The 25,957-nt window shown below is 70.5% G+C and carries 25 protein-coding genes, 1 rRNA gene and 2 pseudogenes; 9 read left to right on the top strand and 19 right to left on the bottom strand.

Going from position 1 to position 25,957, the window contains the following annotated elements; translation table 11 throughout:
• The coding region (locus SSOG_RS19770) for an ROK family transcriptional regulator (protein ID WP_009716018.1) at window positions 1-831 on the bottom strand (831 nt) is incomplete at its 3' end.
• Between the two features lie 154 nt (window positions 832-985).
• On the opposite strand from SSOG_RS19770, the gene SSOG_RS19775 reads away from it, so the two are divergent.
• The 4 genes and pseudogenes from SSOG_RS19775 to SSOG_RS19790 all read left to right on the top strand — a co-directional run bounded on the left by SSOG_RS19775 (window position 986) and on the right by SSOG_RS19790 (window position 4,479).
• Window positions 986-1,858: a sugar phosphate isomerase/epimerase family protein gene (locus SSOG_RS19775; RefSeq protein ID WP_009716019.1), complete on the top strand. Its 873-nt coding sequence runs from the start codon at window positions 986-988 to the stop codon at window positions 1,856-1,858.
• Window positions 1,859-1,925: 67 nt separating this feature from the next.
• Window positions 1,926-2,567, top strand: a pseudogene (locus SSOG_RS19780) (nucleoside/nucleotide kinase family protein); the annotation flags it as partial.
• Entirely contained in the window at window positions 2,564-4,243 is a 1,680-nt protein-coding gene (locus SSOG_RS19785) for a sodium:solute symporter family protein (RefSeq protein WP_009716021.1), read from the top strand. The pseudogene SSOG_RS19780 and the gene SSOG_RS19785, both read left to right, overlap by 4 nt.
• 14 nt (window positions 4,244-4,257) lie before the next feature.
• Window positions 4,258-4,479, top strand: a complete 222-nt coding sequence (locus SSOG_RS19790) for a hypothetical protein (protein ID WP_039938123.1) — start codon at window positions 4,258-4,260, stop codon at window positions 4,477-4,479.
• Window positions 4,480-4,535: 56 nt separating this feature from the next.
• Here SSOG_RS19790 and SSOG_RS19795 read toward each other — a convergent pair whose 3' ends face one another.
• The 3 genes from SSOG_RS19795 to SSOG_RS19805 all read right to left on the bottom strand — a co-directional run bounded on the left by SSOG_RS19795 (window position 4,536) and on the right by SSOG_RS19805 (window position 6,113).
• Entirely contained in the window at window positions 4,536-5,189 is a 654-nt protein-coding gene (locus tag SSOG_RS19795; protein ID WP_009716023.1) for a YdcF family protein, read from the bottom strand.
• On the bottom strand, window positions 5,186-5,560 hold the full coding sequence (locus tag SSOG_RS53715) for an NUDIX domain-containing protein (RefSeq protein ID WP_245606618.1): 375 nt from the start codon (window positions 5,558-5,560) through the stop codon (window positions 5,186-5,188). Before SSOG_RS53715 ends, SSOG_RS19795 begins: the two co-directional genes overlap by 4 nt.
• A gap of 109 nt (window positions 5,561-5,669) precedes the next feature.
• Complete coding sequence (locus tag SSOG_RS19805) at window positions 5,670-6,113, bottom strand: ATP-binding protein (protein ID WP_245606331.1); 444 nt, start codon at window positions 6,111-6,113, stop codon at window positions 5,670-5,672.
• Window positions 6,114-6,275: 162 nt separating this feature from the next.
• Between SSOG_RS19805 and SSOG_RS51130 the strand changes: the two genes are divergently transcribed.
• Complete coding sequence (locus tag SSOG_RS51130; protein WP_039938125.1) at window positions 6,276-7,592, top strand: NsdA family TPR-like regulatory protein; 1,317 nt, start codon at window positions 6,276-6,278, stop codon at window positions 7,590-7,592.
• On the opposite strand, the gene SSOG_RS19815 is transcribed toward SSOG_RS51130, so the two are convergent.
• The 6 genes from SSOG_RS19815 to SSOG_RS19840 all read right to left on the bottom strand — a co-directional run bounded on the left by SSOG_RS19815 (window position 7,589) and on the right by SSOG_RS19840 (window position 14,210).
• Window positions 7,589-8,131, bottom strand: coding sequence for an NUDIX hydrolase (locus tag SSOG_RS19815; protein WP_009716027.1), 543 nt, complete (start codon window positions 8,129-8,131; stop codon window positions 7,589-7,591). The two genes, SSOG_RS51130 and SSOG_RS19815, sit on opposite strands and share 4 nt — an antisense overlap.
• Window positions 8,132-8,241: 110 nt before the next feature.
• Window positions 8,242-9,246, bottom strand: coding sequence for a porphobilinogen synthase (hemB, locus tag SSOG_RS19820; protein ID WP_009716028.1), 1,005 nt, complete (start codon window positions 9,244-9,246; stop codon window positions 8,242-8,244).
• Window positions 9,243-10,907, bottom strand: a complete 1,665-nt coding sequence (locus SSOG_RS19825) for a bifunctional uroporphyrinogen-III C-methyltransferase/uroporphyrinogen-III synthase (protein WP_009716029.1) — start codon at window positions 10,905-10,907, stop codon at window positions 9,243-9,245. Before SSOG_RS19825 ends, hemB begins: the two co-directional genes overlap by 4 nt.
• Entirely contained in the window at window positions 10,904-11,872 is a 969-nt protein-coding gene (hemC, locus tag SSOG_RS19830; protein ID WP_009716030.1) for a hydroxymethylbilane synthase, read from the bottom strand. Before hemC ends, SSOG_RS19825 begins: the two co-directional genes overlap by 4 nt.
• Window positions 11,869-13,365, bottom strand: a complete 1,497-nt coding sequence (locus SSOG_RS19835; protein ID WP_009716031.1) for a glutamyl-tRNA reductase — start codon at window positions 13,363-13,365, stop codon at window positions 11,869-11,871. Before SSOG_RS19835 ends, hemC begins: the two co-directional genes overlap by 4 nt.
• Window positions 13,362-14,210 carry a redox-sensing transcriptional repressor Rex gene (locus SSOG_RS19840; protein ID WP_039938130.1) on the bottom strand — a complete coding sequence of 283 codons (849 nt, stop codon included), beginning with the start codon at window positions 14,208-14,210 and terminating at the stop codon, window positions 13,362-13,364. Before SSOG_RS19840 ends, SSOG_RS19835 begins: the two co-directional genes overlap by 4 nt.
• A gap of 348 nt (window positions 14,211-14,558) precedes the next feature.
• Between SSOG_RS19840 and SSOG_RS19845 the strand changes: the two genes are divergently transcribed.
• The 4 genes from SSOG_RS19845 (at window position 14,559) to SSOG_RS19860 (ending at window position 18,627) form a co-directional block, all read left to right on the top strand.
• Window positions 14,559-14,837, top strand: a complete 279-nt coding sequence (locus SSOG_RS19845; RefSeq protein WP_009716033.1) for a glutaredoxin family protein — start codon at window positions 14,559-14,561, stop codon at window positions 14,835-14,837.
• 94 nt (window positions 14,838-14,931) lie between these two features.
• The gene (locus SSOG_RS19850) at window positions 14,932-15,855 is read left to right on the top strand and encodes an HAD family hydrolase (protein WP_009716034.1); all 924 of its coding nucleotides are present in this window, start codon (window positions 14,932-14,934) and stop codon (window positions 15,853-15,855) included.
• A 474-nt stretch (window positions 15,856-16,329) separates the two neighbouring features.
• Entirely contained in the window at window positions 16,330-17,160 is an 831-nt protein-coding gene (locus SSOG_RS19855; RefSeq protein WP_009716035.1) for an ECF subfamily RNA polymerase sigma factor, BldN family, read from the top strand.
• A 204-nt stretch (window positions 17,161-17,364) separates the two neighbouring features.
• Entirely contained in the window at window positions 17,365-18,627 is a 1,263-nt protein-coding gene (locus SSOG_RS19860) for a DUF5667 domain-containing protein (protein ID WP_039938132.1), read from the top strand.
• Between the two features lie 43 nt (window positions 18,628-18,670).
• Here the strand turns inward: SSOG_RS19860 and SSOG_RS19865 are convergent, their stop codons facing one another.
• The 9 genes and pseudogenes from SSOG_RS19865 to rrf form a co-directional block, all read right to left on the bottom strand.
• Window positions 18,671-19,714 carry a lysophospholipid acyltransferase family protein gene (locus SSOG_RS19865; protein ID WP_009716037.1) on the bottom strand — a complete coding sequence of 348 codons (1,044 nt, stop codon included), beginning with the start codon at window positions 19,712-19,714 and terminating at the stop codon, window positions 18,671-18,673.
• A 13-nt stretch (window positions 19,715-19,727) separates the two neighbouring features.
• Window positions 19,728-20,772, bottom strand: a pseudogene (locus SSOG_RS19870) (NAD-dependent epimerase/dehydratase family protein).
• Between the two features lie 195 nt (window positions 20,773-20,967).
• Window positions 20,968-21,066: a 30S ribosomal protein bS22 gene (locus tag SSOG_RS48610; RefSeq protein WP_003948845.1), complete on the bottom strand. Its 99-nt coding sequence runs from the start codon at window positions 21,064-21,066 to the stop codon at window positions 20,968-20,970.
• A 122-nt stretch (window positions 21,067-21,188) separates the two neighbouring features.
• Complete coding sequence (locus tag SSOG_RS19875; RefSeq protein WP_014053989.1) at window positions 21,189-21,398, bottom strand: helix-turn-helix domain-containing protein; 210 nt, start codon at window positions 21,396-21,398, stop codon at window positions 21,189-21,191.
• A gap of 131 nt (window positions 21,399-21,529) precedes the next feature.
• The gene (locus SSOG_RS19880; RefSeq protein WP_009716040.1) at window positions 21,530-22,345 is read right to left on the bottom strand and encodes a phosphatase; all 816 of its coding nucleotides are present in this window, start codon (window positions 22,343-22,345) and stop codon (window positions 21,530-21,532) included.
• A 102-nt stretch (window positions 22,346-22,447) separates the two neighbouring features.
• Window positions 22,448-23,620: an acetoin utilization protein AcuC gene (locus SSOG_RS19885; RefSeq protein WP_039938133.1), complete on the bottom strand. Its 1,173-nt coding sequence runs from the start codon at window positions 23,618-23,620 to the stop codon at window positions 22,448-22,450.
• Entirely contained in the window at window positions 23,589-24,800 is a 1,212-nt protein-coding gene (locus tag SSOG_RS19890) for an MFS transporter (protein WP_009716042.1), read from the bottom strand. Before SSOG_RS19890 ends, SSOG_RS19885 begins: the two co-directional genes overlap by 32 nt.
• A 25-nt stretch (window positions 24,801-24,825) precedes the next feature.
• Window positions 24,826-25,482, bottom strand: a complete 657-nt coding sequence (locus SSOG_RS19895; protein WP_009716043.1) for an HAD family hydrolase — start codon at window positions 25,480-25,482, stop codon at window positions 24,826-24,828.
• A 73-nt stretch (window positions 25,483-25,555) separates the two neighbouring features.
• Window positions 25,556-25,672: ribosomal RNA gene (gene rrf / locus SSOG_RS19900) — 5S ribosomal RNA — on the bottom strand.
• Between the last annotated feature and the right edge of the window lie 285 nt (window positions 25,673-25,957).

Raw genomic sequence — 25,957 nt, forward strand, 5'->3', positions numbered from 1 at the left:
ACCAGGGCCCAGCCACCGGCCAGGGCCTCCCAGGCAGCCGGAGTTGCCGCAGCGGCAGACGGGGGCGTCGGGGGAGGTCTCGTCGAGGCCGGGGGCGGGGATGTGGCCGATGTCGCCCGCGGCGCCCTGGGAACCGTGGTGGAGCGCGCCGCCGAGGACGAGGCCGGAGCCGATGCCGGTGCCCGCTTTGACGAAGAGCAGATGGCGGCGGTCGGGCCAGTTGACCCGGTGTTCGCCGAGGGCCATCAGGTTGGTGTCCTTGTCGGCGAGGACCGGGCAGTCGTAGCCGCCGCGGAAGAAGTCCGGCACGGTGTAGCCGTCCCAGCCGGTCATGATGGGCGGGCTGACGACGCGTCCGGTGCCCGCCTCCACCGGGCCGGGCACCCCGATGCCGATGCCGCGCACCCGGTCCGCCGGTTCGCCCGCCTCCTTCAGCAGCCGCCGGAAGTCGTCGGCGACCTGCCCGAGCACCACCTCCGGGCCCTCGGCCACGCTGAGGTCGCGGCGGTGCGAGACGAGCACGTCGCAGCCCATGTCGGCGAGCGCGGTGTGCACATGGCTGCCGCCGATGTCGGCGAGGAGCAGCACCCCGGCGTCGCGGCGCAGCCGGAAGGAGCCCGCGGGACGGCCACCGGTGGAGTCGGCCGCGCCGGACACCTCCAGATAACCGGCCTCGCCCAGCGCCTCCAGCCGCGTGGCCATGGTGGAGCGGGACAGTCCGGTCGCGGCCATGAGCTGGGCCCGGGTGGTGGCCCGGCCGCCGCGGATGAGCGCCAGCACCGCCCCTGGGCCCGTCGGATGCGCCTGACCTGCTGAGACCGCCTCCGCCACTGGGCCCTGTCCTCCATGTTCACGCTCTGTTCGGTACCGCCCACACCGTACCGCCCTTTACGACCGAACCCAAGCACACTTATGTATTGCCCTCACGCAAAAGATGCGTAACATCAGGCAGGCATCACGCACGCAACGACGCGGAGGGACCTCGATGAACGACCTCGGAGTGCACGCCCTGGTGTGGACCGGCGACTGGACGCCCGAAGGCGCCCGGACCGCCGCGGCCCGCAGCCGCGAGGCCGGATACGACCTGGTCGAGATCTCCCTCCACGACCCGGAGCTGGTGGACGTGAAGGACACCCGCCAGGTCCTCGCCGACCACGGCCTGCGCGTCGCCTGCTCCCGCGGCCTCTCCTTCGACTCCGACGTCTCCTCCGACGACCCGGACACCGCCGCCCGCGGCGAGGCGCTGCTGCGCCAGGCCCTGCGCATCACCCACGACCTCGGCGGCGACTACTTCGGCGGGGTGCTCTACAGCGCGCTCGGCAAGTACGGCCGTCCCGCCACCGCCCGGGGGCGCGAGCACGCCGTCCGGGCGCTGCGACGGCTGGCCGCCGAGGCGGACGGCCTCGGGGTGACGCTCGGCCTGGAGGTGGTCAACCGGTACGAGACCAACGTCGTCAACACCGCCCGCCAGTGCCTGGACCTGATCGACGAGATCGGTGCCGACAACGTCCTGGTCCACCTGGACACGTACCACATGAACATCGAGGAGCAGGACTTCTCCCGCCCCGTCCGCGCCTGCGGCGACCGGCTCGGCTACGTCCACATCGGCGAATCCCACCGCGGCTACCTCGGCTCCGGCACCATCGACTTCCCCGCCTTCTTCCACGCCCTCGCCGACATCGGCTACCAGGGCCCGATCACCTTCGAGAGCTTCTCCTCCGCCGTCGTCGCCCCCGGCCTCTCCCACGACCTCGCCGTCTGGCGGAACCTGTGGTCCGAAGGACCGGACCTCGCCGCCCACGCCCGCTCGTACATGGCCGCCCAGATCAAGGCCGCACACGCCCGCACCGCGGCCTGACGCCCGCACCCACCGGACTCCCCGAAAGCACCGCACGCACCGCACGCACCGCACGCACCGAAAGCAGCCCGCCATGACTCCCCAGCAACTCCTCGACCGCGCCCGGCGCCTGGCCGACTCCGGCCACCGCCGGCTGCTCGGCATCGCCGGACCGCCCGGGGCTGGCAAGACCACCCTCGCCGAGTACCTGGTCGGCGCGCTCGGCCCCGACCGCGCGGTCCTGGTCCCGATGGACGGCTTCCACCTCGCCGACGTCGAGCTGCGCCGCCTCGGTCTGCTGGGCCGCAAGGGCGCCCCGGAGACCTTCGACCCGTACGGCTACACCGCGCTGCTGCGGCGCCTGAAGGAGCCGCGCCCCGGCGAGCCTGTGTACGCGCCGGGCTTTGAACGCGAGCTGGAGCAGCCCATCGCGGGCTCCATCCCGGTCGCCCCGGACGTCCCGCTCGTCATCACCGAGGGCAACTACCTGCTGCTGGACGACGCGCCCTGGCGCCCGGTGCGCGAACTGCTGGACGAGACCTGGTGGGTCGAGCTGGACACCGAGGAGCGGGTACGGCGGCTGATCGACCGCCATGAGCGGTTCGGCAAGGAGCCCGCCGAGGCGGAACGCTGGGTCCTCACCTCCGACGAGGCCAACGCCCGCCGCGTCGCCCCCGGCCGCGACGCCGCCGACCTCGTCATCGCCGACTCGGGGGAGACAGGGACATGACCGGCACCCTGAGCCTCGGGGCCGTCGACTGGTTCCTGCTCGCCGTCTACTTCGGCGCGATCATCGCCATCGGCCTCTACACCAAGCGCGCCGTCCGCACCACCGGCGACTTCTTCCTCGCCGGGCGCTCCATGCCCGCCTGGATCACCGGACTCGCCTTCATATCCGCCAACCTCGGCGCCCTGGAGATCATCGGCGGCGCGGCCAACGGCGCCCAGTACGGGGCCGCCGCGGTGCACTTCTACTGGCTCGGCGCGATCCCCGCGATGGTCTTCCTCGGCGTCGTGATGATGCCGTTCTACTACTCGACGCGGGTGCACAGCGTCTCCGAATACCTGCGCCGCCGCTTCAACAACCAGACCCACCTGCTCAACAGCGTCGTCTTCGCCATCGCGCAGATGCTGCTCGCGGGCGTCAACCTCTTCGCGCTCGCGCTGATCGTCAAACTGCTGATCGGCTGGCCGCTGTGGCTGTCCATCGCGCTGTCCGCGGTCTTCGTCCTCGCGTACATCACCCTGGGCGGGCTGGCGGGCGCCATCTACGGCGAGGTGCTCCAGTTCTTCGTCATCCTCGCCGGGCTGATCCCCATCGTCGTCATCGGGCTGCACACCGTCGGCGGCTTCGGCGGCCTGAAGGACGCCGTCCAGGACCCCACCCTGCTGCACACCTGGCAGGGCACCGCCCCCGGCCACTGGACCAATCCGCTCGGCGACTGGATCGGCCTCGCCATGGGCGAGGGCTTCGTCCTCGCCTTCGGCTACTGGACCACCAACTTCGCCGAGGTGCAGCGCTCACTCGCCGCCAAGGACCTCAACTCCGCCCGCCGCACCCCGCTCATCGCGGCCTTCCCCAAGATGGCGCTGCCGCTGTTCACCGTGGTCCCCGGCATGATCGCCCTGGTCATCATCCCCAAGCTGGGCCAGCCCGGCGGGCCCACGTACAACGACGTCATCCCCGAGATGATGCAGCGCTTCCTGCCGACCGGAGTCCTCGGCATCGCCCTCACCGGCCTGCTCGCCGCCTTCATGGCGGGCATGGCCGCCAACATCTCCGGCTTCAACACCGTGTTCACGTACGACATCTGGAAGCCGTACGTGGTGCGCGACCGCGACGACCGCTACTACCTCACCGCCGGGCGCTACGCCACGGTCGCGGGCATCGCGGTGAGCGTCGCCGCGGCGTTCGTCGCCTCCGAGTACAACAACATCCAGAACTACATCCAGCTCCTCTTCTCCTTCTTCAACTCGCCGCTGTTCGCGACCTTCCTGCTGGCGATGTTCTGGAAGCGGGTCACCCCGTGGGCGGGCTTCTGGGGCATGCTCTCCGGCACGGCCGCGGCCGCCGTCGCCCACCTCTCCGCCTACCACATCGGCTGGTTCTACCCCGGCGGCGAAGTCGGCCCGCACGACACCATCAACGCCCAGATGGCCAACTTCTACGGCGCCCTCTTCGCCTTCGTCGTGGACGCCGTCGTCACGATCGCGGTCACCTTCATCACCAAGCCCAAGCCGGAATCCGAACTCCGCGGCCTCGTCTGGGGCCTCCCCGACCCCGACTCCCCCGACGCCCACGAAGCCTCCGTACGCCAGCCCTGGTGGAAGTCCCCGCCGGTCCTCGGCTGCATCATCCTGGCCCTCACGGCAGCCCTGAGCGTCTGGCTCGTCGTCGCCGTATGAACGGAGAGAACCCCATGACCCCGGGAAAGACCTTCGACGTCCGCTGGCTCATCGCCGGACTCCTCGGCCTGTACGGCGCCGTCCTCACCGTACTGGGCGTGACGGACGGCCCCGCCGAACTGGCCAAGGCCGACGGCATCCGCATCAACCTCTGGATCGGCCTGGGCCTCCTGACGGTGGCAACAGCCTTCGCCGCCTGGGCAAAGCTCGCCCCACAGCGCCGCGACGAGGGCTGATCTGCTCCTGTGGGTGCGGCTCGGGCGCGTACACCGCGCCTGAGCCGCGCCCGCATTCACTCAAGCGCGATGAGTCGGCTGTCGAATCCCGAGCGCCGGAGACGTTCGTAGGCCGCCCGTACATCGTCCGGCACTTCCTGCGCGATGGCGAAGCCCGACTTCGGGTACTCGATCACTCGCTGCATATCACCGACCATCGTGTCGATGACCAACTTCTCGTTGCCGATGCTCTTGACGTAATCAGCGAGGTCCAACGGGTCGGAAGCGCACACGACCTCGACCTCGGGCCACGCCTTGCGGCACGTCGCGTACGCGCGCCGCTCCATGTACGGCATGGCGATCAGCATCACGGACTCGACGTCGGCGCCTGCCTCACGCAGTACCTCACGTGAGAACGCGATGTTCTGCCCGGTGTTCCCGGCCTTGGGCTCAAGCAGGATGGCGTCAGCGGGTACGCCCAGGTCAAGCGCGTGCTCGCGGAAATGCACGGCTTCGCCGCGAGGGTAGAGGCCAGCGGTCGTCGGACTGCTGCCGCCGCTGAACACCAGCAGGGGAAACAGACCGGCGTGGAATTGCCTGGCCGCGAACGCCGCTGCCCCCAGATCATGGCTGCCGAGGCAGATCGCCACCGAGCAGGGGCGCGCCTCGTGCCCCATGCGGTGGTAGTCCCAGATCAGCTCGGCATCGCGCCACTGCGCATCGGTGGTCACACGCTGTTCACCGCAGTGAGCTGAAGGATGTAGTGCCGGATGTGGGGCGGCATCCTCTCGGGCAGCTGATCCAGAGGGACCAGCCGTAGCGCTTGGCCTTCGCCCAGAACGAGTCCGCTCTCCTCGCCGTCCCAGGTCCCCAGGAACACGTGCGGCGGAGCCTTGAGGGGGTCGTACGGGGTCACCGCGGCCTCCTCGATCGAGTCCGGCGTGATGCCGGTCTCTTCCTTGATTTCGCGGAGGATGGTGTCCATCGGCGTCTCGCCCGGCTCCCGTCCCCCTCCGGGGAGGGACCAGTGCCCTGGCCAGTGGATCTCGGGCTTCTCGTCCCGGAGTTGCAGGATGATTTCCCGGCGGCTGGTGAGGATCACAGCCAAGCACCCGGGGTTCTTATTCGGCGGAGCCTCTGCCACAACCGTCCTCCCCGACAATGCCTTCGCAACAGTGGCCCCCACCGTAGCGACGGGGGCCACCGGCTTCTCAGTCTTGCCCGGCTTCTTCACCCCAAGTGAGGGCAAGGCGTGCCCAGACGGTCTTGCCGATCGGGCTGCGAGGGTGATGACCGGTCTCCTTGGCCAGGACTGCGACAAGTTGGAGGCCACGACCATGCTCGTCGTCCTCGGTGGCCTCCGTACGATGGGGCAGACGACCGCTGGCCGCATCGGAGACCTCCACGAGACAACTGGTGTCCTCGTGGGTCAGGCGCACTTCGAAGAGGTGCCCACGCTTGTGGCCGTGCTGCACGGCGTTGGTGGCCAACTCGCTGCAGACAAGGACCACCCGGTCGATGTCTTCCTCTCCGTAGCCCCAGTTGCGAAGCGTTTTGCCGACCTGGCTTCGGGCAAGGCGGACGCATCTGGGTGTGGACGTGAACTGCATTTTCCATTGCCGCGTGGCGGGCTGCTGTGGATTGGGGGTGGTCATCGGGAGCATCGCGTCCCCTCGTCGCGGGTGGTTCCAAGGGGGCAAGCTCATCCGATCGGCGACTACGGAAACAGGTCATCGTGATTACCCAACGTGGGTAAAATCGCCGACGGTTCACTGCCCAGACCGCCCACTGTCATGGGGCGAGGAAGAGGGGCACGAGTGCCCGGACCGCAGCCTCACCACAGGCTTCCGCCCGCGTTGCTGGCCAGCCACGAGTGGCAGGATGCCTGCCGGAGCCGCGACTTCGCCCGCATCTTCCGGTTGGTCAAGCTCAAAGCAGGGATCTATCCCTCACGCATCGCCGCACTCTGCGGCATGACGCCCAGCAGAGTTGGCGAAATCATGACCGGGCGCCGCGCGCTGGCGCACATCGACGTCATCGAGCGAGTCGCCGACGGGCTGCGTATCCCCGGTGCGATGCTCGGCCTCGCCCATCGGCCCTGGGAGATCCCCTCATCGGACCATGTACGGGAACGGGCCCCGCGACGAGAGCCAGAGCCTGCCCCGACGCCGGCGCCCTCCGGACCTGCTCCCAGCGACAATCTTGAAGACCTCCTGGCCCTGGCTGACGGGCGGGTCACCCGCTCCACCCTGACGGCGCTGCACTCCTCGGTGGAGGACTACTGGCGTCGTGACGACCAGCACGGCGGCGCATCGCTTCGCCCCGCCATCGTGGGCCACCTCACATATGTCATCCAGATGATGCGTACCGCCCACGACACGCTCCAGCGCGACCTGCAGTCCCTCGCCGCCGAACTGGCACGCCTCGCGGGGTGGGCATACTTCGACGCCCGCCAGTACAGCACCGCGCGCATCTACTTCGCCCAGGCCCTCGGCCTCTCCCACGAGCAGAACGATCGCCTTTTCATGGCCAACGTGCTCTCCTGCATGAGTTTGCAGGCCACCTATGAAGGCAACGCGGTGGACGCCATCGCCCTCGCCTGCAAGGCGCAGGACACTGCGCGGGCGGCCGGTGACCAGCCGCTGGTGATGTCCATGCTCCACATGCGCGAAGCGTTCGCCCATGCCACCCTGGGCGACTCCTCCTCGTGCCACCAGGCCATCGACCGCTCCCGCGATGCGTACGAGTTGGCACGGGGTCGAGAGGACGAGGCCCCGTCGTGGGTCCGCTACTTCGACGAGACCAAGCTCATCGTCGACACCGGCATCGCCTATGCCCGCCTCGGCGAGGCACCGCGCGCCGAACCGCTGATCACCGAGGCCCTGCGCCGACAGGCGGCCGGGCGTCAGCGTGGTCGAGCTCTCCACGCCTACTGGCTCGCCACAGCCCAGTTCCAGCAGGGAAAACTCGACGCAGCCTGCCTCAGTGCCACCCTCGCGCTCGACCTGACGGCGGCCATCGACTCGCCACGAGTCGCTGGGCACCTCCAGGAGTTTCGCCGCCGTCTCGCTCCATACGCCCGCGAGACGCCCGTGATCAGGTTCGAGCAGCGCATGCGAGAGGCACTGTGTTAGCCGGTGACCTTGGTGGCCTCGTCCAGGAGCAGGTACAGCAGACCGACCAGGCTGCCGCTGCTGACGATCTCGCGGCGGTCGATCATTCCGCGGATCTCCGAGAGCGGGATCCACTCGATGCGGTCCGATTCGTTCTGCTCGGTCGGCGGGCCGACGTACGTCGCGCCGTCGGCGCGGAAGACGTGGTGTTCGGAGTCGGTGATGCCGTTCGCGGGCTGGGCGTACACCAGTGGCTTCACCGCCTCCACCCGCCAGCCCGTCTCCTCCTCGACCTCGCGTGCGGCGGCCTGCTCCGGGGTTTCGTCGGGCTCGATGAGGCCCATGGGCAGTTCCCAACCCCAGGCGTCGGTGACGAACCGGTGCCGCCACATCATCAGCACCCGCTTCTGCTCATCCACCACGGCGGCGACGGCCAGGTGCCGCATCCGCACCACATGGTGTTCCCAGCGATGGCCATCCGGCTGCTGGACGTCCACGAGCCACAGGTTCACCCACGGGTTGCTGTAGATCTGCCGCTCACCATGGACGGTCCACCGCATGAGCCCACTCCCCTCGCCGACGCGACTCCCAGCATGTCACTCGGACGAAACGCAGCCGGGCCGGAGGCGCAAGGTGCGCACCCGGCCCGCTGTCGGCATGGAGAGCGGAACTACTCCCCGCGGTTCAGCCGCTGGGCGGCTTCCGTTGCCCAGTAGGTGAGGATCATCCCCGCGCCCGCGCGGCGGATGGAGGTCAGGGTCTCCATGATCGCGCGGTCGCGGTCGATCCAGCCGTTCGCGGCGGCCGCTTCGACCATCGCGTACTCGCCGGAGATCTGGTACGCGGCCACCGGCACGTCCACCGCGTCCGCGATCTGGCGCAGGATGTCCAGGTACGGGAGGGCGGGCTTGACCATGACCATGTCGGCGCCCTCGGACAGGTCCAGCTCCAGCTCGCGCAGGGACTCGCGGGCGTTGGGCGGGTCCTGCTGGTACGTCTTGCGGTCGCCCTGGAGGGACGAGCCGACCGCCTCGCGGAAGGGGCCGAAGAAGGCGGAGGCGTACTTGACGGTGTACGCGAGGATCGACACGTCCTGGTACCCGGCGCCGTCGAGGGCCTCGCGGATGACGCCGACCTGGCCGTCCATCATGCCGCTCGGGCCGACCGTGTGGGCGCCCGCGTCGGCCTGGACGCGGGCCATCTCGGCGTAGCGCTCCAGGGTGGCGTCGTTGTCGATCCGGCCCTCGGCGTCCAGGACGCCGCAGTGGCCGTGGTCGGTGTGCTCGTCCAGGCACAGGTCCGACATGATCACGAGGTCGTCGCCGACCTCGGCGCGCACGTCCCGGATGGCAACCTGGAGAATCCCGTCCGGGTCGGTGCCGGGGGTGCCGATCGCGTCCTTCTTGGACTCCTCCGGCACCCCGAACAGCATGATCCCGCCGATACCCGCCGCGACCGCCTCGGCCGCGGCCTTCCGCAGGGTGTCCCGGGTGTGCTGGAGGACGCCCGGCATCGACTGGAGCGGAACCGGCTCGCTGATGTCCTCCCGCACGAACGCGGGCAGGATCAGCTCGGCCGGGTGCAGCCGGGTCTCGGCGACCATGCGCCGCATCGCCGGTGTCGTACGCAACCGACGGGGACGGGCCCCGGGGAAGTTGCCGTACCGCGTGCTCAAGAGCGTGCCCTCCTTCGCGATCCGGGCCGTCGCTCGCTCGGGCGCGTGACCGGGTCCCCGGCCTCGACCGCGGCCTGGCGCCGCGCCGCGCCGAAGTCCGCGAGCGCCTCGGCCAGCTTCAGCACCGAGGGCTCGGGCGACAGCACGTCCACCCGCAGGCCGTGCTCCTCCGCGGTCTTCGCGGTGGCCGGGCCGATACAGGCGATGACAGTGACATTGTGCGGCTTGCCCGCGATGCCGACGAGGTTCCGCACCGTGGACGACGAGGTGAAGAGCACCGCGTCGAACCCGCCGCCCTTGATGGCCTCACGGGTCTCGGCCGGCGGCGGCGAGGCGCGCACCGTGCGGTACGCGGTGACGTCGTCGACCTCCCAGCCCAGTTCGATCAGCCCGGCGACCAGGGTCTCGGTGGCGATGTCGGCGCGCGGCAGGAACACCCGGTCGATCGGGTCGAAGACCGGGTCGTACGGCGGCCAGTCCTCCAGCAGCCCGGCAGCGGACTGCTCACCGCTGGGCACCAGATCCGGCTTCACACCGAAGTCGATCAGCGACTTGGCGGTCTGCTCGCCCACCGCCGCGACCTTGATCCCGGCGAACGCGCGGGCGTCGAGCCCGTACTCCTCGAACTTCTCGCGCACCGCCTTGACGGCGTTGACCGAGGTGAAGGCGATCCACTCGTAGCGCCCGGTGACCAGGCCCTTGACCGCCCGCTCCATCTGCTGCGGGGTGCGCGGCGGCTCGACGGCGATCGTCGGCACCTCGCTGGGCACCGCACCGTACGAACGCAGCTGGTCCGACAGCGAGGCGGCCTGCTCCTTGGTGCGCGGCACCAGGACCTTCCAGCCGAACAGCGGCTTGGACTCGAACCAGGACAGCTGATCGCGCCGCTCGGCCGCGCCGCTCTCGCCGACGACCGCTATCACGGGCTGCGAGCCCTGCGGCGACGGCAGCACCTTCGCCGACTTCAGCACCTGCGCGATGGTGCCGAGCGTCGCCGTCCAGGTGCGCTGACGGGTGGTGGTACCGGCGACGGTGACCGTCAGCGGGGTGTCCGGCTTGCGGCCCGCGGACACCAGCTCGCCCGCGGCGGCCGCGACCGTCTCCAGGGTGGCGGAGACGACGGCCGTCGAGTCGGACGAGCCGACCTCGCTCCAGCAGCGCTCGTCGGCGGTACGGGCGTCCACGAAGCGCACATCGGCGCCCTGGGAGTCCCGCAGCGGCACCCCCGCGTAGGCGGGCACGCCCACCGCGGACGCGACACCGGGGACCACCTCGAAGACGATGCCCTCGGCGGCGCACGCCAGCATCTCGTCGGCGGCGTATCCGTCCAGGCCAGGGTCGCCCGCTACCGCGCGGACGACCCGCTTGCCGCCGCGCGCGGCCGCCATGACAAGATTGGTGCTGTCCCGCAATACCGGGACCTCGGCGGTGCCTGACGACGCATCAGGGCCCGTCTGCCCTGGCGTGCCCTGAGCTTCCGCGGCCACGCCCGGCCTGACGTGCGTACGTACCACGTCGAGCACATGCGGGTCGGCGATCAGCACGTCCGCGGCCGCTAGGGCCTCCACGGCCCGCAGCGTCAGTAGGCCCGGATCTCCGGGGCCGGCACCGAGAAAGGTGACGTGCCCGCAGCCGGGGTGGTTAGGGGCATTGGGGTTCAAAGTGCTCGCTCCCCCATAAGACCGGCCGCACCCTTGGCGAGCATCTCGGCGGCGAGTTCGCGACCGAGGTCCGCGGCCTGATCGGGCGACGCGGGTACGGGACCGGTGGTGGACAGCTGCACCAGCGTCGTGCCGTCGGTCGTGCCGACGACGCCGCGCAGGCGCATTTCGGTGACAACCTGACCGTCGCCCAACAGGTCGGCCAGCGCCCCCACAGGTGCGCTGCAGCCGGCCTCCAGGGCGGCGAGCAGGGAACGCTCGGCGGTCACGGCGGCCCGCGTGTGCGGGTCGTCGAGTCCGGCGAGCAGGGCAGTCAACTCCGCGTCGTCCGCGGCACATTCGACTGCCAGAGCCCCCTGGCCGGGGGCGGGCAAAACATGGTCGGCGTCGAGGATCTCGGTCGCCTCGCCGATCCGCCCGAGGCGGCTCAGCCCGGCGGCGGCGAGCACCACGGCGTCCAGTTCACCGGAGCGGACGTAGCCGATCCGGGTGCCGACGTTGCCGCGGATCGGCACGGTCTCGACATCGAGCCCGACCGACCGCGCCCACGCGTTGAGCTGCGCGGCACGGCGCGGCGAACCGGTGCCTATCCGGGCGCCGGGCGGCAGCTGTTCGAAGGTGAGGCCGTCGCGCGCGATGAGCGCGTCGCGCGGGTCCTCGCGCCGCGGGATCGCGGCCAGGGTCAGGCCCTCCGGCTCGGCGGTCGGCAGGTCCTTCAGCGAGTGGACGGCGAAGTCGATCTCGCCGCTCAGCAGCGCCTCGCGCAGCGCCGAGACGAAGACGCCGGTGCCGCCGATCTGCGCGAGCTGCTCGCGCGAGACGTCCCCGTACGTCGTGATCTCGACCAGCTCGACGGGGCGGCCGGTCAGCTCGCGCACCGCGTCGGCTATCAGGCCGGACTGGGCCATGGCGAGCGCACTGCGGCGGGTCCCCAGCCGCAGCGGGGTGGCGGGGGCGGTGGTCATGCCCGGCCTCCCTTCGGGTCGTTCGGTTCGGCGGCGGCCGTGGGGCCGTTGCTGTCGGCCCGGCTGACGGCGGCAACCGCCTGGGGGTCGAGGTCGAAGAGCTCGCGCAGCGCGTCCGCGTAACCCGCGCCGCCCGGAGTGCTCGCCAGCTCCTTGACCCGCACGGTGGGCGCGTGCAGCAGCTTGTCGACGACCCGGCGCACGGTCTGGGTGATCTCCGAGCGCTGCTTGTCGTCCAGATCGGGCAGGCGTCCGTCGAGCCGGGCGATCTCACTCGCGACGACATCTGCCGCCATGGTACGCAGCGCGACCACGGTCGGCGTGATGTGCGCGGCGCGCTGGGCCGCCCCGAAGGCGGACACCTCGGCGGAGACGATTCCGCGGACCTTGTCGACGTCGGCGGCCAGCGCGACCGCGGACGACCCCGTGTCGTCGTCAGGGGTGGCGGCCGCCTCGGCGAGGGACTCGATGTCGACCAGCCGCAGCCGCTCGATCCGGTGCGCCGCCGCGTCTATGTCACGCGGCATCGCCAGGTCCAGCAGCGAGACGGTGGCGGCGTGCCCGCCGGTGGGGCAGCCCGCCCGCTGGGTGAGGGCGGTGCGCAGATCGTCCTCGGTCAGCACCAGGCCGGTCGCGCCCGTACAGGAGACGACGATGTCGGCGTGCGGCAGCTCGCCCGCGACCCGGTCGCGCGGCACGGCGCGGGCGATCAGGCCGGGCCGCTGGTCCGGGGCGGCCTCGCGCGCGGCGTCGGCCGCGAGGTCAGCGACGGCGACGGCGGCGCCCAGCCCGGTGTGCTGGCCCGCGAGGGACTCGGCGAGCCGCAGGGCCCGCTCCAACGTCCTGTTGGCGATCACCAGTTCTGCCACACCGGCCCGCGCGAGGGTCGTCGCGGCCAGCGAGGACATCGACCCGGCGCCGATCACCAGGGCACGCTTCCCGGCCGCCCAGTCCGGCACCGACTCGGCCCCGGCCAGCTGCTCCAGGCCGAAGGTCACCAGCGACTGCCCGGCCTTGTCGATCCCGGTCTCGCTGTGTGCCCGCTTGCCGACCCGCAGCGCCTGCTGGAAGAGGTCGTTCAGCATCCGGCCCGCGGTGTGCAGCTCCTGCCCGAGCGCGAGCGCGTCCTTGATCTGGCCGAGGATCTGGCCCTCTCCGACGACCATCGAGTCCAGCCCGCAGGCCACCGAGAAGAGGTGGTGGACGGCCCGGTCCTCGTAGTGGACGTAGAGATACGGAGTCAGCTCGTCCAGGCCGACACCGGTGTGCTGGGCGATCAGGGTGGACAGTTCGGCCACTCCGGCGTGGAACTTGTCCACATCGGCGTACAGCTCGATCCGGTTGCAGGTGGCCAGCACCGCGGCCTCGGTGGCGGGCTCGGCGGCGAGCGTGTCCTGCAACAGCTTCGCCTGCTCGTCCCCCACCAGGGCAGCGCGCTCCAGCACGCTCACGGGCGCGCTGCGGTGACTCATTCCGACGACGAGGAGACTCATGCCGGCATCACGGCGGGCACATCCCCGTCAGGTCCCTGCCGATTGCCGTCGACACTGTGGCCACCGGTGCCGCCGGACCCGCCGGCGGCCGGGCGGTGCGAGGCGGCGGAGGACGGCTTGGGCGTCGTCGCGACACCCGGCTCGCCGGTTCCGGCCGTCTCCCGCTCGGGAGGGGTGGCCTCCTCGCCCGCCTTGCGCTGCTCGTGGAAGGCGAGGATCTGGAGCTCGATGGAGAGGTCGACCTTACGGACGTCCACACCCTCCGGAACGGACAGCACGGTGGGCGCGAAGTTGAGGATCGAGGTGATCCCGGCCGCCACGAGGCGGTCACAGACCTGCTGGGCGGCACCGGCCGGGGTGGCGATGACGCCGATCGAGACCCCGTTGTCGTCGATGATCTTCTCGAGCTCGTCGGTGTGCTGCACCGCGATGCCCGCGACCGGCTTCCCGGCCATCGCCGGATCGGCGTCGATCAGCGCGGCGACCCGGAAGCCACGGGAGGCGAAGCCGCCGTAGTTGGCGAGCGCGGCGCCGAGATTACCGATACCGACGATCACGACCGGCCAGTCCTGGGTGAGGCCGAGCTCCCGCGAGATCTGGTAGACGAGGTACTCCACGTCGTAGCCGACACCCCGGGTGCCGTACGAGCCGAGGTACGAGAAGTCCTTGCGCAGCTTGGCCGAATTGACCCCGGCGGCGGTCGCGAGTTCCTCGGAGGACACCGTGGGCACCGAGCGCTCGGAGAGCGCGGTCAGGGCGCGCAGATACAGCGGTAGCCGGGCGACGGTGGCCTCGGGGATTCCTCGGCTTCGGGTCGCCGGTCGGTGAGTTCGGCCAGTTGCCACGGTGCTCCTGCGGGTAGAGCGGGGCTGCGGGCGGCCGGCTGGCGTGACGCCGCCCCATCGACAGCAGGCTATGTCTTTGTGAACGCGTGCACAAAGATGGTGTCCGCTTTGTCCGAGCAAAGTGACCGGTGTCACGCACCCTTTCGACCTGGCCACGGAACCACCACCAGCGTCGCACCGTTCCCCATGGACGCGCACGCACCGCGGAGACGCCGAGGGGAGCACGGGCCCTCACTCCTCACCGTTTTACCCCCGGACAGCAACAAATCGCCCACGATGGTAAACCGCCCCGGGCCCCACAGCCGAACTCGTGGCCTCGCCCCGGCAGGGGCCGGGCATCATGGAGGGATGAGTCCGCTGTTGCGCCGTAGCCCCCGCAAGAAGCCCAGCGAGCGCACGGTGACCCTGATCGGCAAGCCCGACTGTCACCTCTGCGAGGACGCCGAGGCCGTGATCGAGAAGGTCTGCGGCGAGCTGGGCACCCCCTGGGAGAAGAAGGACATCACCCAGGACGAGGAGCTGTACCGGAAGTACTGGGAGCAGATTCCGGTTGTCCTGGTCGACGGCGCCCAGCACGACTTCTGGCGGGTCGATCCCAAGCGACTGCGCACCGCCCTCGGCGGCTGACGCCCGCCCTCACCCGCCTCCCTTTCGCGTAACCTGAATCCGCTCGACACCGGGGCGTAACGGGAAGCTCCGAGGGCGTGGCTATGCTCGCTCCATGGCCGCACTGGGATGGTTCACCCGACGTCGACAGCCCGCCACGGAGCGGAGTGTCCTCGCCGGAGAGGCATCGGCCGAGGCGGCGCGCAAGTCGTCGGCCGAGACTGCCCCGCCACAGACCGCCGCCGAGCCGGAGTTCCCCGTCGTCGGGGACGAGCAGGCCGCCGCCTTCTTCGACCTGGACAACACGGTCATGCAGGGCGCCGCGCTCTTCCACTTCGGCCGCGGGCTCTACAAGCGGCATTTCTTCCGCAAACGCGAGCTGGCCCGCTTCGCCTGGCAGCAGACGTGGTTCCGGATGGCCGGTGTCGAGGACCCGGCCCACATGGAGGACGTGCGCAGCAGCGCGCTGTCGATCGTCAAGGGCCACCGGGTCGCCGAGCTGATGTCGATCGGCGAGGAGATCTACGACGAGTACATGGCCGACCGCATCTGGCCCGGCACCCGCGCCCTCGCCCAAGCCCATCTGGACGCCGGGCAGCGGGTGTGGCTGGTGACCGCGGCCCCCGTCGAAACCGCCACGATCATCGCCCGGCGGCTGGGACTGACCGGGGCACTGGGGACGGTGGCCGAGTCCGTCGGCGGCGTCTACACCGGCAAACTGGTCGGCGAACCGCTGCACGGCCCCGCGAAGGCGGAGGCCGTACGCGCGCTGGCGGCGGCCGAGGGGCTCGACCTGAACCGCTGCGCCGCGTACAGCGACTCCTCCAACGACATCCCGATGCTGTCGATCGTCGGCCACCCCTACGCCGTGAACCCCGACAGCGGGCTGCGCAAGCACGCCCGCGAACGCGGCTGGCGGCTGCGCGACTACCGCACCGGCCGCAAGGCGGCCCGCATCGGCATCCCGGCCGCGGCCGGGGTGGGCGCGGTGGCGGGCGGCACGGCGGCCGCCGTGGCCCTCCACCGCCGCAGGCGCTAGGCCCCGTTCGTCCCAGGGGCACCTCCTGCCCCGGGAGGCACCCCCATCACCGTGACCCACCGTCGCCGTACGAGGGTGACCGGGCATGCCCGCCCTTGACCGATCGTCGCGCTGCGTGACGGCATGGGCAGCGATACGGACGGTCATCGGACGACCGCGTCCGTCCCGTTTCAGACAATCCGCGTTTGGTGCCCCATAGCGCCCTCGCCAGTCCCCTTACCGCCGGTTTGTCACAACACGCCATACCAGCGCACAACCAGCGAAGCTTTTCGATCAACTCCCATACTGCATTCGATACTTGATCCGTCATTAACCCATAACGAAGCAGACGGAAACGATGATTTGAGCAACTGGGTGTAGCGCCGCCTATACGAAGCGTTATTCTCCTAAGACGCAAACCGGTACCCACGCGTCCCTACGGCGGGTGAACGGTCCCGTACTGCACGTGATGGAAGCTCTGCCTCTGGGAGTCCCGTGTACCCACACGTCGGGGTTGACGCCTCGGGCCTGGCTACGCTGCGCGCAACGGTCCTCGACTGTCTGCGCGGCTTCGTCCCCACCGCGTATGCCGTCCCCGCCCTCGCCCTCGCCTCGCCCGTGCCCGCCGGTGCGGCCGGTCCCGCCGGTCCTTCCGAGGGCACGGCCAGCCGGTCCGGCACCGCCGGTCCCTGCTATGCGCTCACGGACGGCGGAGCGGCGGTCGGCAGACGTTCCCGCGGCTCCACCTCCACCGCCCGGCGGCCAGGCACCGACAGCGACAGCCGCCGGATGATGGACCTCGTGGAGCGCGCCCAGGCGGGCGAGGCCGAGGCCTTCGGCCGGCTCTACGACCAGTACGCCGACACGGTGTACCGCTATATCTACTACCGGGTCGGCGGCCGGGCCACGGCCGAGGACCTCACCAGTGAGACGTTCCTGCGCGCCCTGCGCCGCATCGGGACCTTCACCTGGCAGGGCCGCGACTTCGGCGCCTGGCTGGTGACGATCGCCCGCAACCTCGTCGCCGACCACTTCAAGTCCAGCCGCTTCCGGCTGGAGGTCACCACCGGCGAGATGCTCGACGCCAACGAGGTCGAGCGCAGCCCGGAGGACTCCGTCCTGGAGTCCCTCTCCAACGCGGCGCTGCTCCAGGCGGTACGGAAACTCAACCCGCAGCAGCAGGAGTGCGTGACGCTCCGCTTCCTCCAGGGCCTCTCGGTCGCCGAGACCGCCCGCGTCATGGGGAAGAACGAGGGCGCGATCAAGACCCTTCAGTACCGGGCCGTGCGCACCCTGGCGCGGCTGCTGCCGGACGACGCCCGCTGACCCCGGGAAGCGCGGGCGCGACGTGTGGTCCGATCATCGGGAGGGCGTAACCCCTGTGCTGCGCCGCTCGTTGTGGGAGATGCAGGCGCCTCGCGGTCGTACCCTGCCCGTAGTCCCCTCACTCGATCGAGTGGACGCGCGCATGGCACGGAACCTCCAGGTGTCCTGGGGAGTCGACCGTCACGAGAAGAGGAGGTGCCGCCCGTGATCGCGAACGTATCGGCGCACCGGCGGGCGAACGCCTTCGCCGAGGCGCTGGAGGCCCTGGAGGCTCTGGAGAGCCGGCACCGGGCGTCCCAGGACACGACCGGGGCGGCCGCGCCAGCGGCCGCCGCCGAACCGTCCGGCCCGGCGGCGGAGAGCCCCGGCCAGCAGCAGCGGCTGGTGGGCCTGGCGCGGCAGCTCGGCGAGCTGCCGGCGCCGACGCTGTCCGCCGATGTCAAAACCACCCAGCGGGCCCAGCTGATCGCCGCCATGGAGGCCGCCTTCGCGGACGGCGCGTCCCGCGTCCCCGAGCAGCGCCGCCGTAGCAACGGCGCCCACCGGGCGAAACCCCCGGTGGCCAGACTCCGGCCCCGCTCCCGCTGGTCCAAGGGGCTCGCGGCCGGTGGGCTCACCGTGGGAGTCGCGGCGGGCGCGTTCGGCGGAGTCGCCGCGGCCAGCTCCGACGCGCTCCCGGGTGACACCCTCTACGGGTTCAAGCGGGGCATGGAGGACCTGAAGCTGGAGATGGCCGACGGCGACGCCGACCGCGGCCGGATCTATCTGGACCAGGCGTCCACCCGGCTGAGCGAGGCGCGTCGGCTGATGGAGCGGGCCCGCTCCGGCGACCTCGACCACGACCAGCTCGGCGAGATCCGCCGCGCCCTGTCCGGGATGCGCCATGACGCGTCCGAGGGCCACCGGCTGCTGCGCGGGGTGTACAAGCGGGACGGCTCGCTCGGCCCGATGCGGGAGCTGTCCACCTTCGCCACGGCGCACCGCGACGGCTGGAGCCGGTTGCGCGAGCAGCTGCCGGTCCAGCTCATGGACGTCGGTGAGCAGGTCAGCTCGGTCTTCGACGCCATAGACGATGAGGTCGGCCCGCTGCGCTCGCTGCTGCCCACCTCCCGGGAACAGCACGGGCAGTCCGGCCAGCCGAGCGGCGAGCTGCCGCCGCGCCCCGGCGCGGTGGAGCCGGAGCGCGGCCAGGAGGCATCCTCCCCTGCCACCCCGACCCACAGCCGCCCCGGTGACGCCTCGGCCAAGCCGCACCCGTCGGCGTCGGCCGCCCCCGAGGAGCAGGGCGGCCTGGTGGGTGGCGCCGGTGGTCTGCTGGAGCCGCCGACCGGCGCGGCGACACCGAGCCCGTCCACGGGCAAGGGCGACACGGGCGGCGGCAAGCCGTCCCAGCCGGACATCACCATCCCGCCGCTGCTGCCCGATCTGCTGCCGGGGCTCGATCTCGACGGCGACGACACGAGGTGATCGGCCGGTCGGGTCCGGCACCGCCGGACCCGACCGCCATCGCTTAAAAGAACACCGAGCGGCGCTGCACCAATAGCTTGTACAGCGTGTGCTGGATCGTTTCCCTTACCTGGTCCGTCAGGTTGAACATCAGCATCGGGTCGTCCGCGGCCTCCGGCGGATGCCCGTCCGTCGGGATGGGCTCGCCGAACTGGATCGTCCACTTCGTCGGCAGCGGCACCGCCCCCAGCGGGCCGAGCAGCGGGAACGTCGGCGTGACCGGGAAGTACGGAATCCCCAGCAGCCGGGCGAGCGTCTTCGCGTTCCCGACCATCGGGTAGATCTCCTCCGCGCCCACGATCGAGCACGGCACGATCGGCGCCCCGGCGCGCAGTGCCGTCGAAACGAAGCCGCCCCGACCGAACCGCTGGAGCTTGTACCTGTCGGCGAACGGCTTTCCGATGCCCTTGAAGCCCTCCGGCATCACCCCGACGACCTCGCCGCGCTCCAGCAGCAGCTGGGCGTCCTCGGAACAGGCGAGGGTGTGACCGGCCTTGCGCGCGAGTTCGTTGATGACCGGCAGCACGAAGACCAGATCGGCGGCGAGCAGCCGCAGATGGCGCTGGGCGGGGTGGTTGTCGTGCACCGCGACCTGGAGCATCAGCCCGTCCAGCGGCAGCACCCCGGAGTGGTTGGCGACCACGAGCGCGCCGCCGCTCTCCGGAATGTTCTCGATGCCCTTCACCTCGACCCGGAAGTACTTCTCGTACATCGGGCGGAGCATCGACATCAGCACCTGGTCGGTGAGGTCCTCGTCGTAGCCGAAGTCGTCGACCTCGTACTCGCCGGTGATCCGGCGGCGCAGGAAGCTCAGCCCGTGGGCGAGCTTGCGCTCCCAGTCACCGCCGCCGGACGCCCGCTTCGGCGGGTGCGGGGGCGGTGGCGGGGCGGCCGCCGCTGAGGTCTCGGGGTGGTGCTCCAGCTCCTCGTCGCGCTGCTGCGGTACGGGCTTCAACGGGCCCTGGGACCGGTTCGAACGGCCCGTGCGCAGCCCCTTCCGCCGGGACCGGGGTTCCTCACCGAACGGAATGACCTTGGCATCCGCCATGGTGGTGCGCTCCTCATTTCTGGGCTCCGGCGGGCAGCAGTGCGCCGAGCCGGTCGATGGTACGGGCGAGGGTCTCGGGCGGGAGCAGCCCGGGACCGCGGCTGTGCACATAGTCCGCGAAGGCGCCGGCGGTGGTGTTCTCCGGGGTCAAATCCCAGCGTCTCGCGCATCTGGGTCGTGGCCACCACCCGGCCGTGGGTGAGCAGCCGGACCTGCTCGGGCGAGAAGTCGGTGATGCCGAGGGACCGCAGCGCGGTGCGGGCCCAGCGCAGGGTCGGCAGCAGCAGCGGCAGGGTGGGGCGGCCGAGGCGGCGGGCGGCCTGGGAGAGCAGCAGCACCCCGTCGCCCGCGATGTTGAACGTGCCGCTGTTGAGCGTGCCGCGGCGCGGTTCGGAGGCGGCGATCCGCAGCACCTCGAGGGCGTCCTTCTCATGGACGAACTGGAGCCGCGGGTCGTAGCCGATGACGGTGGGCAGCACCGGCAGCGCGAAGTACTCGGCGAGCGGGGAGTCCGCGCACGGCCCCAGGATGTTGGCGAAGCGCAGCACGCATACCGCGACGTCGGGGCGGCGCCGGGCGAAGCCGCGTACGTACCCCTCGACCTCGACGGTGTCCTTGGCGAAGCCACCGCTCGGCAGCGATTTGGGCGGGGTGGTCTCGCTGAAGACGGCGGGGTCGCGGGGCGCGGAGCCGTACACGCTGGTGCTGGACTTCACCACCAGCCGCTGGACCGACGGCGCCTTCTGGCAGGCACCGAGCAGCTGCATGGTGCCGATGACGTTGGTTTCCTTGACCGAGGTGCGATTTCCGCGGGCGCCGAGCGGGGTGCCGTTGATGTCCATGTGGACGACGGTGTCGACGCCGAATTCGGCGAGGAGTTTCCCGATCGTGGGGTGACGGATGTCGGCCCGGACGAAATCGGCGCCGCCCAGCTGGTGTTCGGGGGCGACCGCGTCGACTCCGATGACCCGGTCGACGTCCGGCTCACGCTGTATACGCCGTACGAATCGGCCCCCCAGCCGGCGGGCGACTCCGGTGACGAGCACGACCTTTCCCAAGATCAGCGCCTTCCTTCCCACCCTCGTCCGAGCTTTCCGAGCTGGGCTGTGCGGAACACCGTAACCGCTCGATGTTGCGCTGTGATGACCACTCGCCGCGCGGTGCGACGTTTTGAGCCGAGGGCCCCGCCGGACGCACCGCAGCCCTTCCACCATGGGTGGAAGGGCTGCGGGACGAACACAGCGCCGCTGGTCCTACTTCTTGTTACGACGCTGGACGCGCGTGCGCTTGAGCAGCTTGCGGTGCTTCTTCTTCGCCATCCGCTTGCGCCGCTTCTTGATAACAGAGCCCACGACTACCCTCGCTCACTTCGATTCACTCGGTGCGGGGCGTCCGAGCCCACACGACCTACATCGGGCCAGCCTACCCGCCACCGGGCGAACCACGTAATCCGAGGGGCGTCGGCCTAAGTGGCCTAAGCGGACTCCACCCCCACATAGGACTCGCGGAGGTACTCATGCACCGCTTGCTCCGGGACCCGGAAGGACCTGCCCACCCTGATCGCCGGCAGATGACCGCTGTGCACCAATCGGTACACGGTCATCTTGGAGACTCGCATCACCGAGGCGACTTCCGCCACGGTCAGAAACTGAACCTCATTCAGAGGCCGTTCGCCAGCAGCCATGACACACCACCTGAACCTTCCGCACATGTCGGGCACCGGCTTCCCCTCCGGTGACTCCTGCTCGCATGCGCGCTCATCCCCAGGTTAGGGGCGGGTGATGCGAGTGGGGAAGAGGAGTAGCGATCGCACGCCTACTGTGACAGACACGCTCGATTGAGTACATAGCGAGTAAGCGGCCGGTAGTAACCAGACCGCACAGCGTCATCAAGTGGAACGGCGACGGACACCTGTCCCTCGGCCTCCCCGACGAACAGCGCGGGGTCGTCGGTGTCTCCCAGCCCGATGGCCGCGAACCCCAGTTGACCTGCCCCGCAGACCCATCCGTGGTCCCCGATCACCAGCCCCGGCAGGGGCCCGCCGGACTCCGCGGCACAGGCGAGGGCGACCCGAACCGGGAGGGGCGAATGGCTGTGGGCGCCCGGCTCACTCGCGGTCGGCCGGGCGCCGGGTTCCCGCACCATCGCGACTCCCCGTACGTAGGTGAGCTGGTACGTACGTACGCCAAACCGAGTCGTTATGTCGACACATCTACCCTCCGCAGGGGTGAGGATCCGGCATCCCGCCGCCGAGAGGGCCGCCGCCAACGCGGCGTAGAAACCCAGGAGACGGTGGGGGTGGCCGGTGCCCAGGAGCACCGGCGCCCGGGTCTCGGCGGCCGCCCGGAGGCGGTCCGCGAAGGTCTGGAGCGCGGCGATCGTACGCTCCGGGTCGATCACATCGTGACCGGAGACATCCGCCGGGTTGACCGAAACCCCGCATTTACTCCCCATGAGGCGAAGCAATTCGGAGAAGGACCAGTCGTATTCGGGCTCCAGGCCCAGCAGCACCCGGGGGTCGCGGGCGGCGAAGAGCCGATAGCGGCGCAGGCTCTCCTCCCGGCTGGTGGCCACCGGCCCGGCGAGCCGCGCCGCCAGCAGATGCGCACGCAGCGCGGCGGTACTCAACACCCCACCGATGCTGCTGGATCACCGTCCGCCCCCGAAGGGGAACGCCCCGAGTTCCCACGGTCGGCCTAACACTGGCGTACGAGTCGGGGCCGCACCCGAGGGCTAGGGCAGCAGGCCGCGGTGGGGGAAGACGGCCCGCCGGGTCGCCAGAATCGCCTGGTCCAGGCGGTCCGCCGGGTCGTAGCCGGACTCGGCGAAGTCCTGCCAGCGCGGCTCACGCCCGTCCGTCATCCGCCGCGGCGCCTCCAGCCGGGTCCGCCGGTACACCTCGTGCCGCCACTCCTCCGGCACCTCCGCCTCCGGCGCCACCGGACGCCCCGCCGCGATCGCCACCAGATGCGTCCACGACCGCGGCACCACCTCCACCACCGCGTAGCCGCCTCCCCCGAGGGCCACCCAGCGCCCGTCCGCGTACTCATGCGCCAGCCGGTGGCAGCTCTCCGCCACCGCACGCTGCGCGTCCACGGTCACGCCCAGGTGCGCGAGGGGATCCTCGATGTGGGTGTCCGCGCCGTGCTGGGTCACCAGCACCTGCGGCCGGAACGCGGCCAACAGCTCCGGCACCACCGCGTGATAGGCCCGCAGCCAGCCCGCGTCCCCGGTCCCGGCCGGGAGCGCCACGTTCACCGCCGAGCCCTCGGCGCCCTGGCCGCCCGTCTCCTCGGGCCATCCGGTCTGCGGGAAGAGGGTGCGCGGATGCTCGTGCAGCGAGATCGTCAGCACCCGCGGATCGTCCCAGAAGGCCGCCTGCACGCCGTCGCCGTGGTGCACGTCCACATCCACGTACGCGACCCGCTCGGCGCCCAGCTCCAGCAGCCGGGCCACCGCCAGCGCCGCGTCGTTGTACACGCAGAACCCGGCGGCGCCGCCGGGCATGGCGTGGTGCAGCCCGCCCGCGAAGTTCACCGCGTGCAGCGCCTCACCGCGCCAGACGCTCTCCGCCGCGCCCACCGACTGCCCGGCGATCAGCGCCGACGCCTCGTGCATTCCGGCGAACGCCGGATCGTCCATGGTCCCGAGCCCGTACGAACCGTCCGCTCCCGCCGGATCGGCCGAGGCCCTGCGCACCGCCTCGATGTACTCCTGGCGGTGGACCAGCCGCAGCGTCGAGTCGCCGGCCGCCTTGGCGGCCACCACCTCGACCGCCCGGTCGAGCCCGAACGCCTCCACCAACCTCATGGTCAGCGCGAGACGGACCGGGTCCATCGGATGCCCGGCACCGAAGTCGTACCCGGTTACTTCCTCATCCCACATCAACTGTGCGCGGCCGCTCATGCCCGTCACCGTATCGGGCCGGTACAGCCGTGAACGACCTCGCATAGACCAACGTCACGAGGACGAGCGCCATCGGCACGAGCATCGCCCCGCGGTAGTTCCACGCGCCGCCCAGCGCGCCCACGAGCGGCGAACCGATCAGAAAGCCCACGTAATTGAAAATGTTCAGGCGCGCGATGGCCGCGTCCGACGCTCCGGGGAAGAGCCGCCCTGCGGCGGCGAACGTCTGCGGCACCAGGACGCACAGCCCGAGCCCCAGCAGCGTGAACCCGAGCATCCCCACCCAGGCCCCGGGCGCCGCCGCGACCACGGCGAACCCGCCCGCCGCGAGCAGCGCCCCGGCCCGGACGACGGCGGCCGCGCCGAAGCGCCGCACCCCGAGGTCGCCGAAGGTACGGCCGAGGAGGGTGGTGACCATGTAGACGTTGTACGGCACCGTCGCCAGCTGATCGGAGCTGTGCAGCACGTCCTCCAGATACTTGGCGGACCAGTTGGAGACCGTGGAGTCGCCGATGTAGGCGAAGGTCATGACGAGGCAGAGCGGCAGCAGCAGCTTCATGTTCACCGCCCCCGCCTCGTTCGTGTCGCCCTCTCCGCCGGGACCGCCCTCGTCGTCGGCGAACCAGCGGCCCGCGATGAACGCCACGGGCACGAGGACCGCCACCAGCGGCGCGTAGAGCGCGGCCAGCGGCAGGTCCCAGTGCGCGCCCGCCCAGGCGAGCGACGCCCCGGCGATCCCGCCCAGGCTGTACGCGGCGTGGAAGCCGAGCATGATGCTGCGCCCGTACGCGCGTTGCAGGCTCACCCCGAGCATGTTCATCGACGCGTCGAGCGCACCGACGGTGAGGCCGAAGACCGCGAGCGCCACGGCGAGCTGCCACACCGCCGTGCCCGACCCCGCCGCGAGCAGGGCGAGCGAGACGACGGGCTGGACCCCGCGCAGCACCCGCCCCGGCCGCACGCGCTTCACGAGCTGCTCGGTGGCGACGCTGCCCACCCCGGCCAGAACGGGCACGGCGGCGAGGAAGAGGGGCAGCAGCCCGTCGGATATCCCGTAGCGGTCCTGGAGCGCGGGTATCCGGGTCACGAGCAGGGCGAAGATCGCGCCCTGGACGAAGAAGCTGATGGCCAGCGAGGCCCGGCCATGCCGCAGCCGCGGGCCCGGGCGCGTATCCGTCATGGCCGAGGAGCGTAGGCCCCCGACGCTACTTGTGGGTAGAGCTGAGCAGTATTCGCAGTTCGGCCATGTCCGAGAAGTGGGCCAGGGCGCCCGGGAGCCGGTCGGCCTGGGTCATGGCCGTGTAGCCGTACGCGTCCATCCCGGCCGCCACGGCGGCCTGCACGCCGAGCGGGCTGTCCTCGACGACGGCGCACTGCTCAGGGGTCGCGCCCATGCTTTTGGCCGCGTGGAGGAACAGGTCGGGGGCGGGTTTGCCGCGGCCCACGTCCTCGGAGCTGAAGATGCGGTCCTCGCCGAAGAACTCGTAGAGCCCGGTCTTCCGCAGGGCGACCCGTATGCGCTCATGGCTTCCGGAGGAGGCGACGCAGTACGGGATCCCGTCCGCCCGCAGACCGCTCAGCGTCGCGGCGATCCCGGCGACGGGCTCCAGCTCACGGCGGAAGGCGTCGAAGACGCGGGAGTGGAAGGTGGTGTCGAAGTCGGCGGGCAGCCGCTGCCCGGTGCGCTCCAGGACCAGCTCGTGGATGCGGTGCATGGCGGATCCCATGTAGTCCCGCAGGGAGTCCTCGTAGCTGGTGGGGTGTCCCAGCTCGGAGAGATAGCCCGCGAGGAGCCGATTGGAGATCGGCTCGCTGTCGACGAGCACTCCGTCGTTGTCGAAGATGACCATGTCGTAGCGCATACCGTGCAGCCTACAAAGACGAAAAGGCCCTGTTGGGAGCGTGTAGCTCCCAACAGGGCCTCTTCTAAAGATTGTTCGGCGGCGTCCTACTCTCCCACAGGGTCCCCCCTGCAGTACCATCGGCGCTGAAAGGCTTAGCTTCCGGGTTCGAAATGTAACCGGGCGTTTCCCTAACGCAATGACCACCGAAACACTATGAAACAAACAAACCAACCAGAGTTAGCAACGGTTCGTTATTTCAGAACCAACACAGTGGACGCGAGCAACTGAGGACAAGCCCTCGGCCTATTAGTACCAGTCAACTCCACCGGTCACCCGGCTTCCATATCTGGCCTATCAACCCAGTCGTCTACTGGGAGCCTTAACCCCTCAAGGGGGTGGGAGCCCTCATCTCGAAGCAGGCTTCCCGCTTAGATGCTTTCAGCGGTTATCCCTCCCAGAACGTAGCCAACCAGCCATGCCCTTGGCAGGACAA

Origin of the sequence: Streptomyces himastatinicus ATCC 53653, from assembly GCF_000158915.1 — a bacterium.
GTDB classification, from domain to species: Bacteria; Actinomycetota; Actinomycetes; order Streptomycetales; family Streptomycetaceae; genus Streptomyces; species Streptomyces himastatinicus.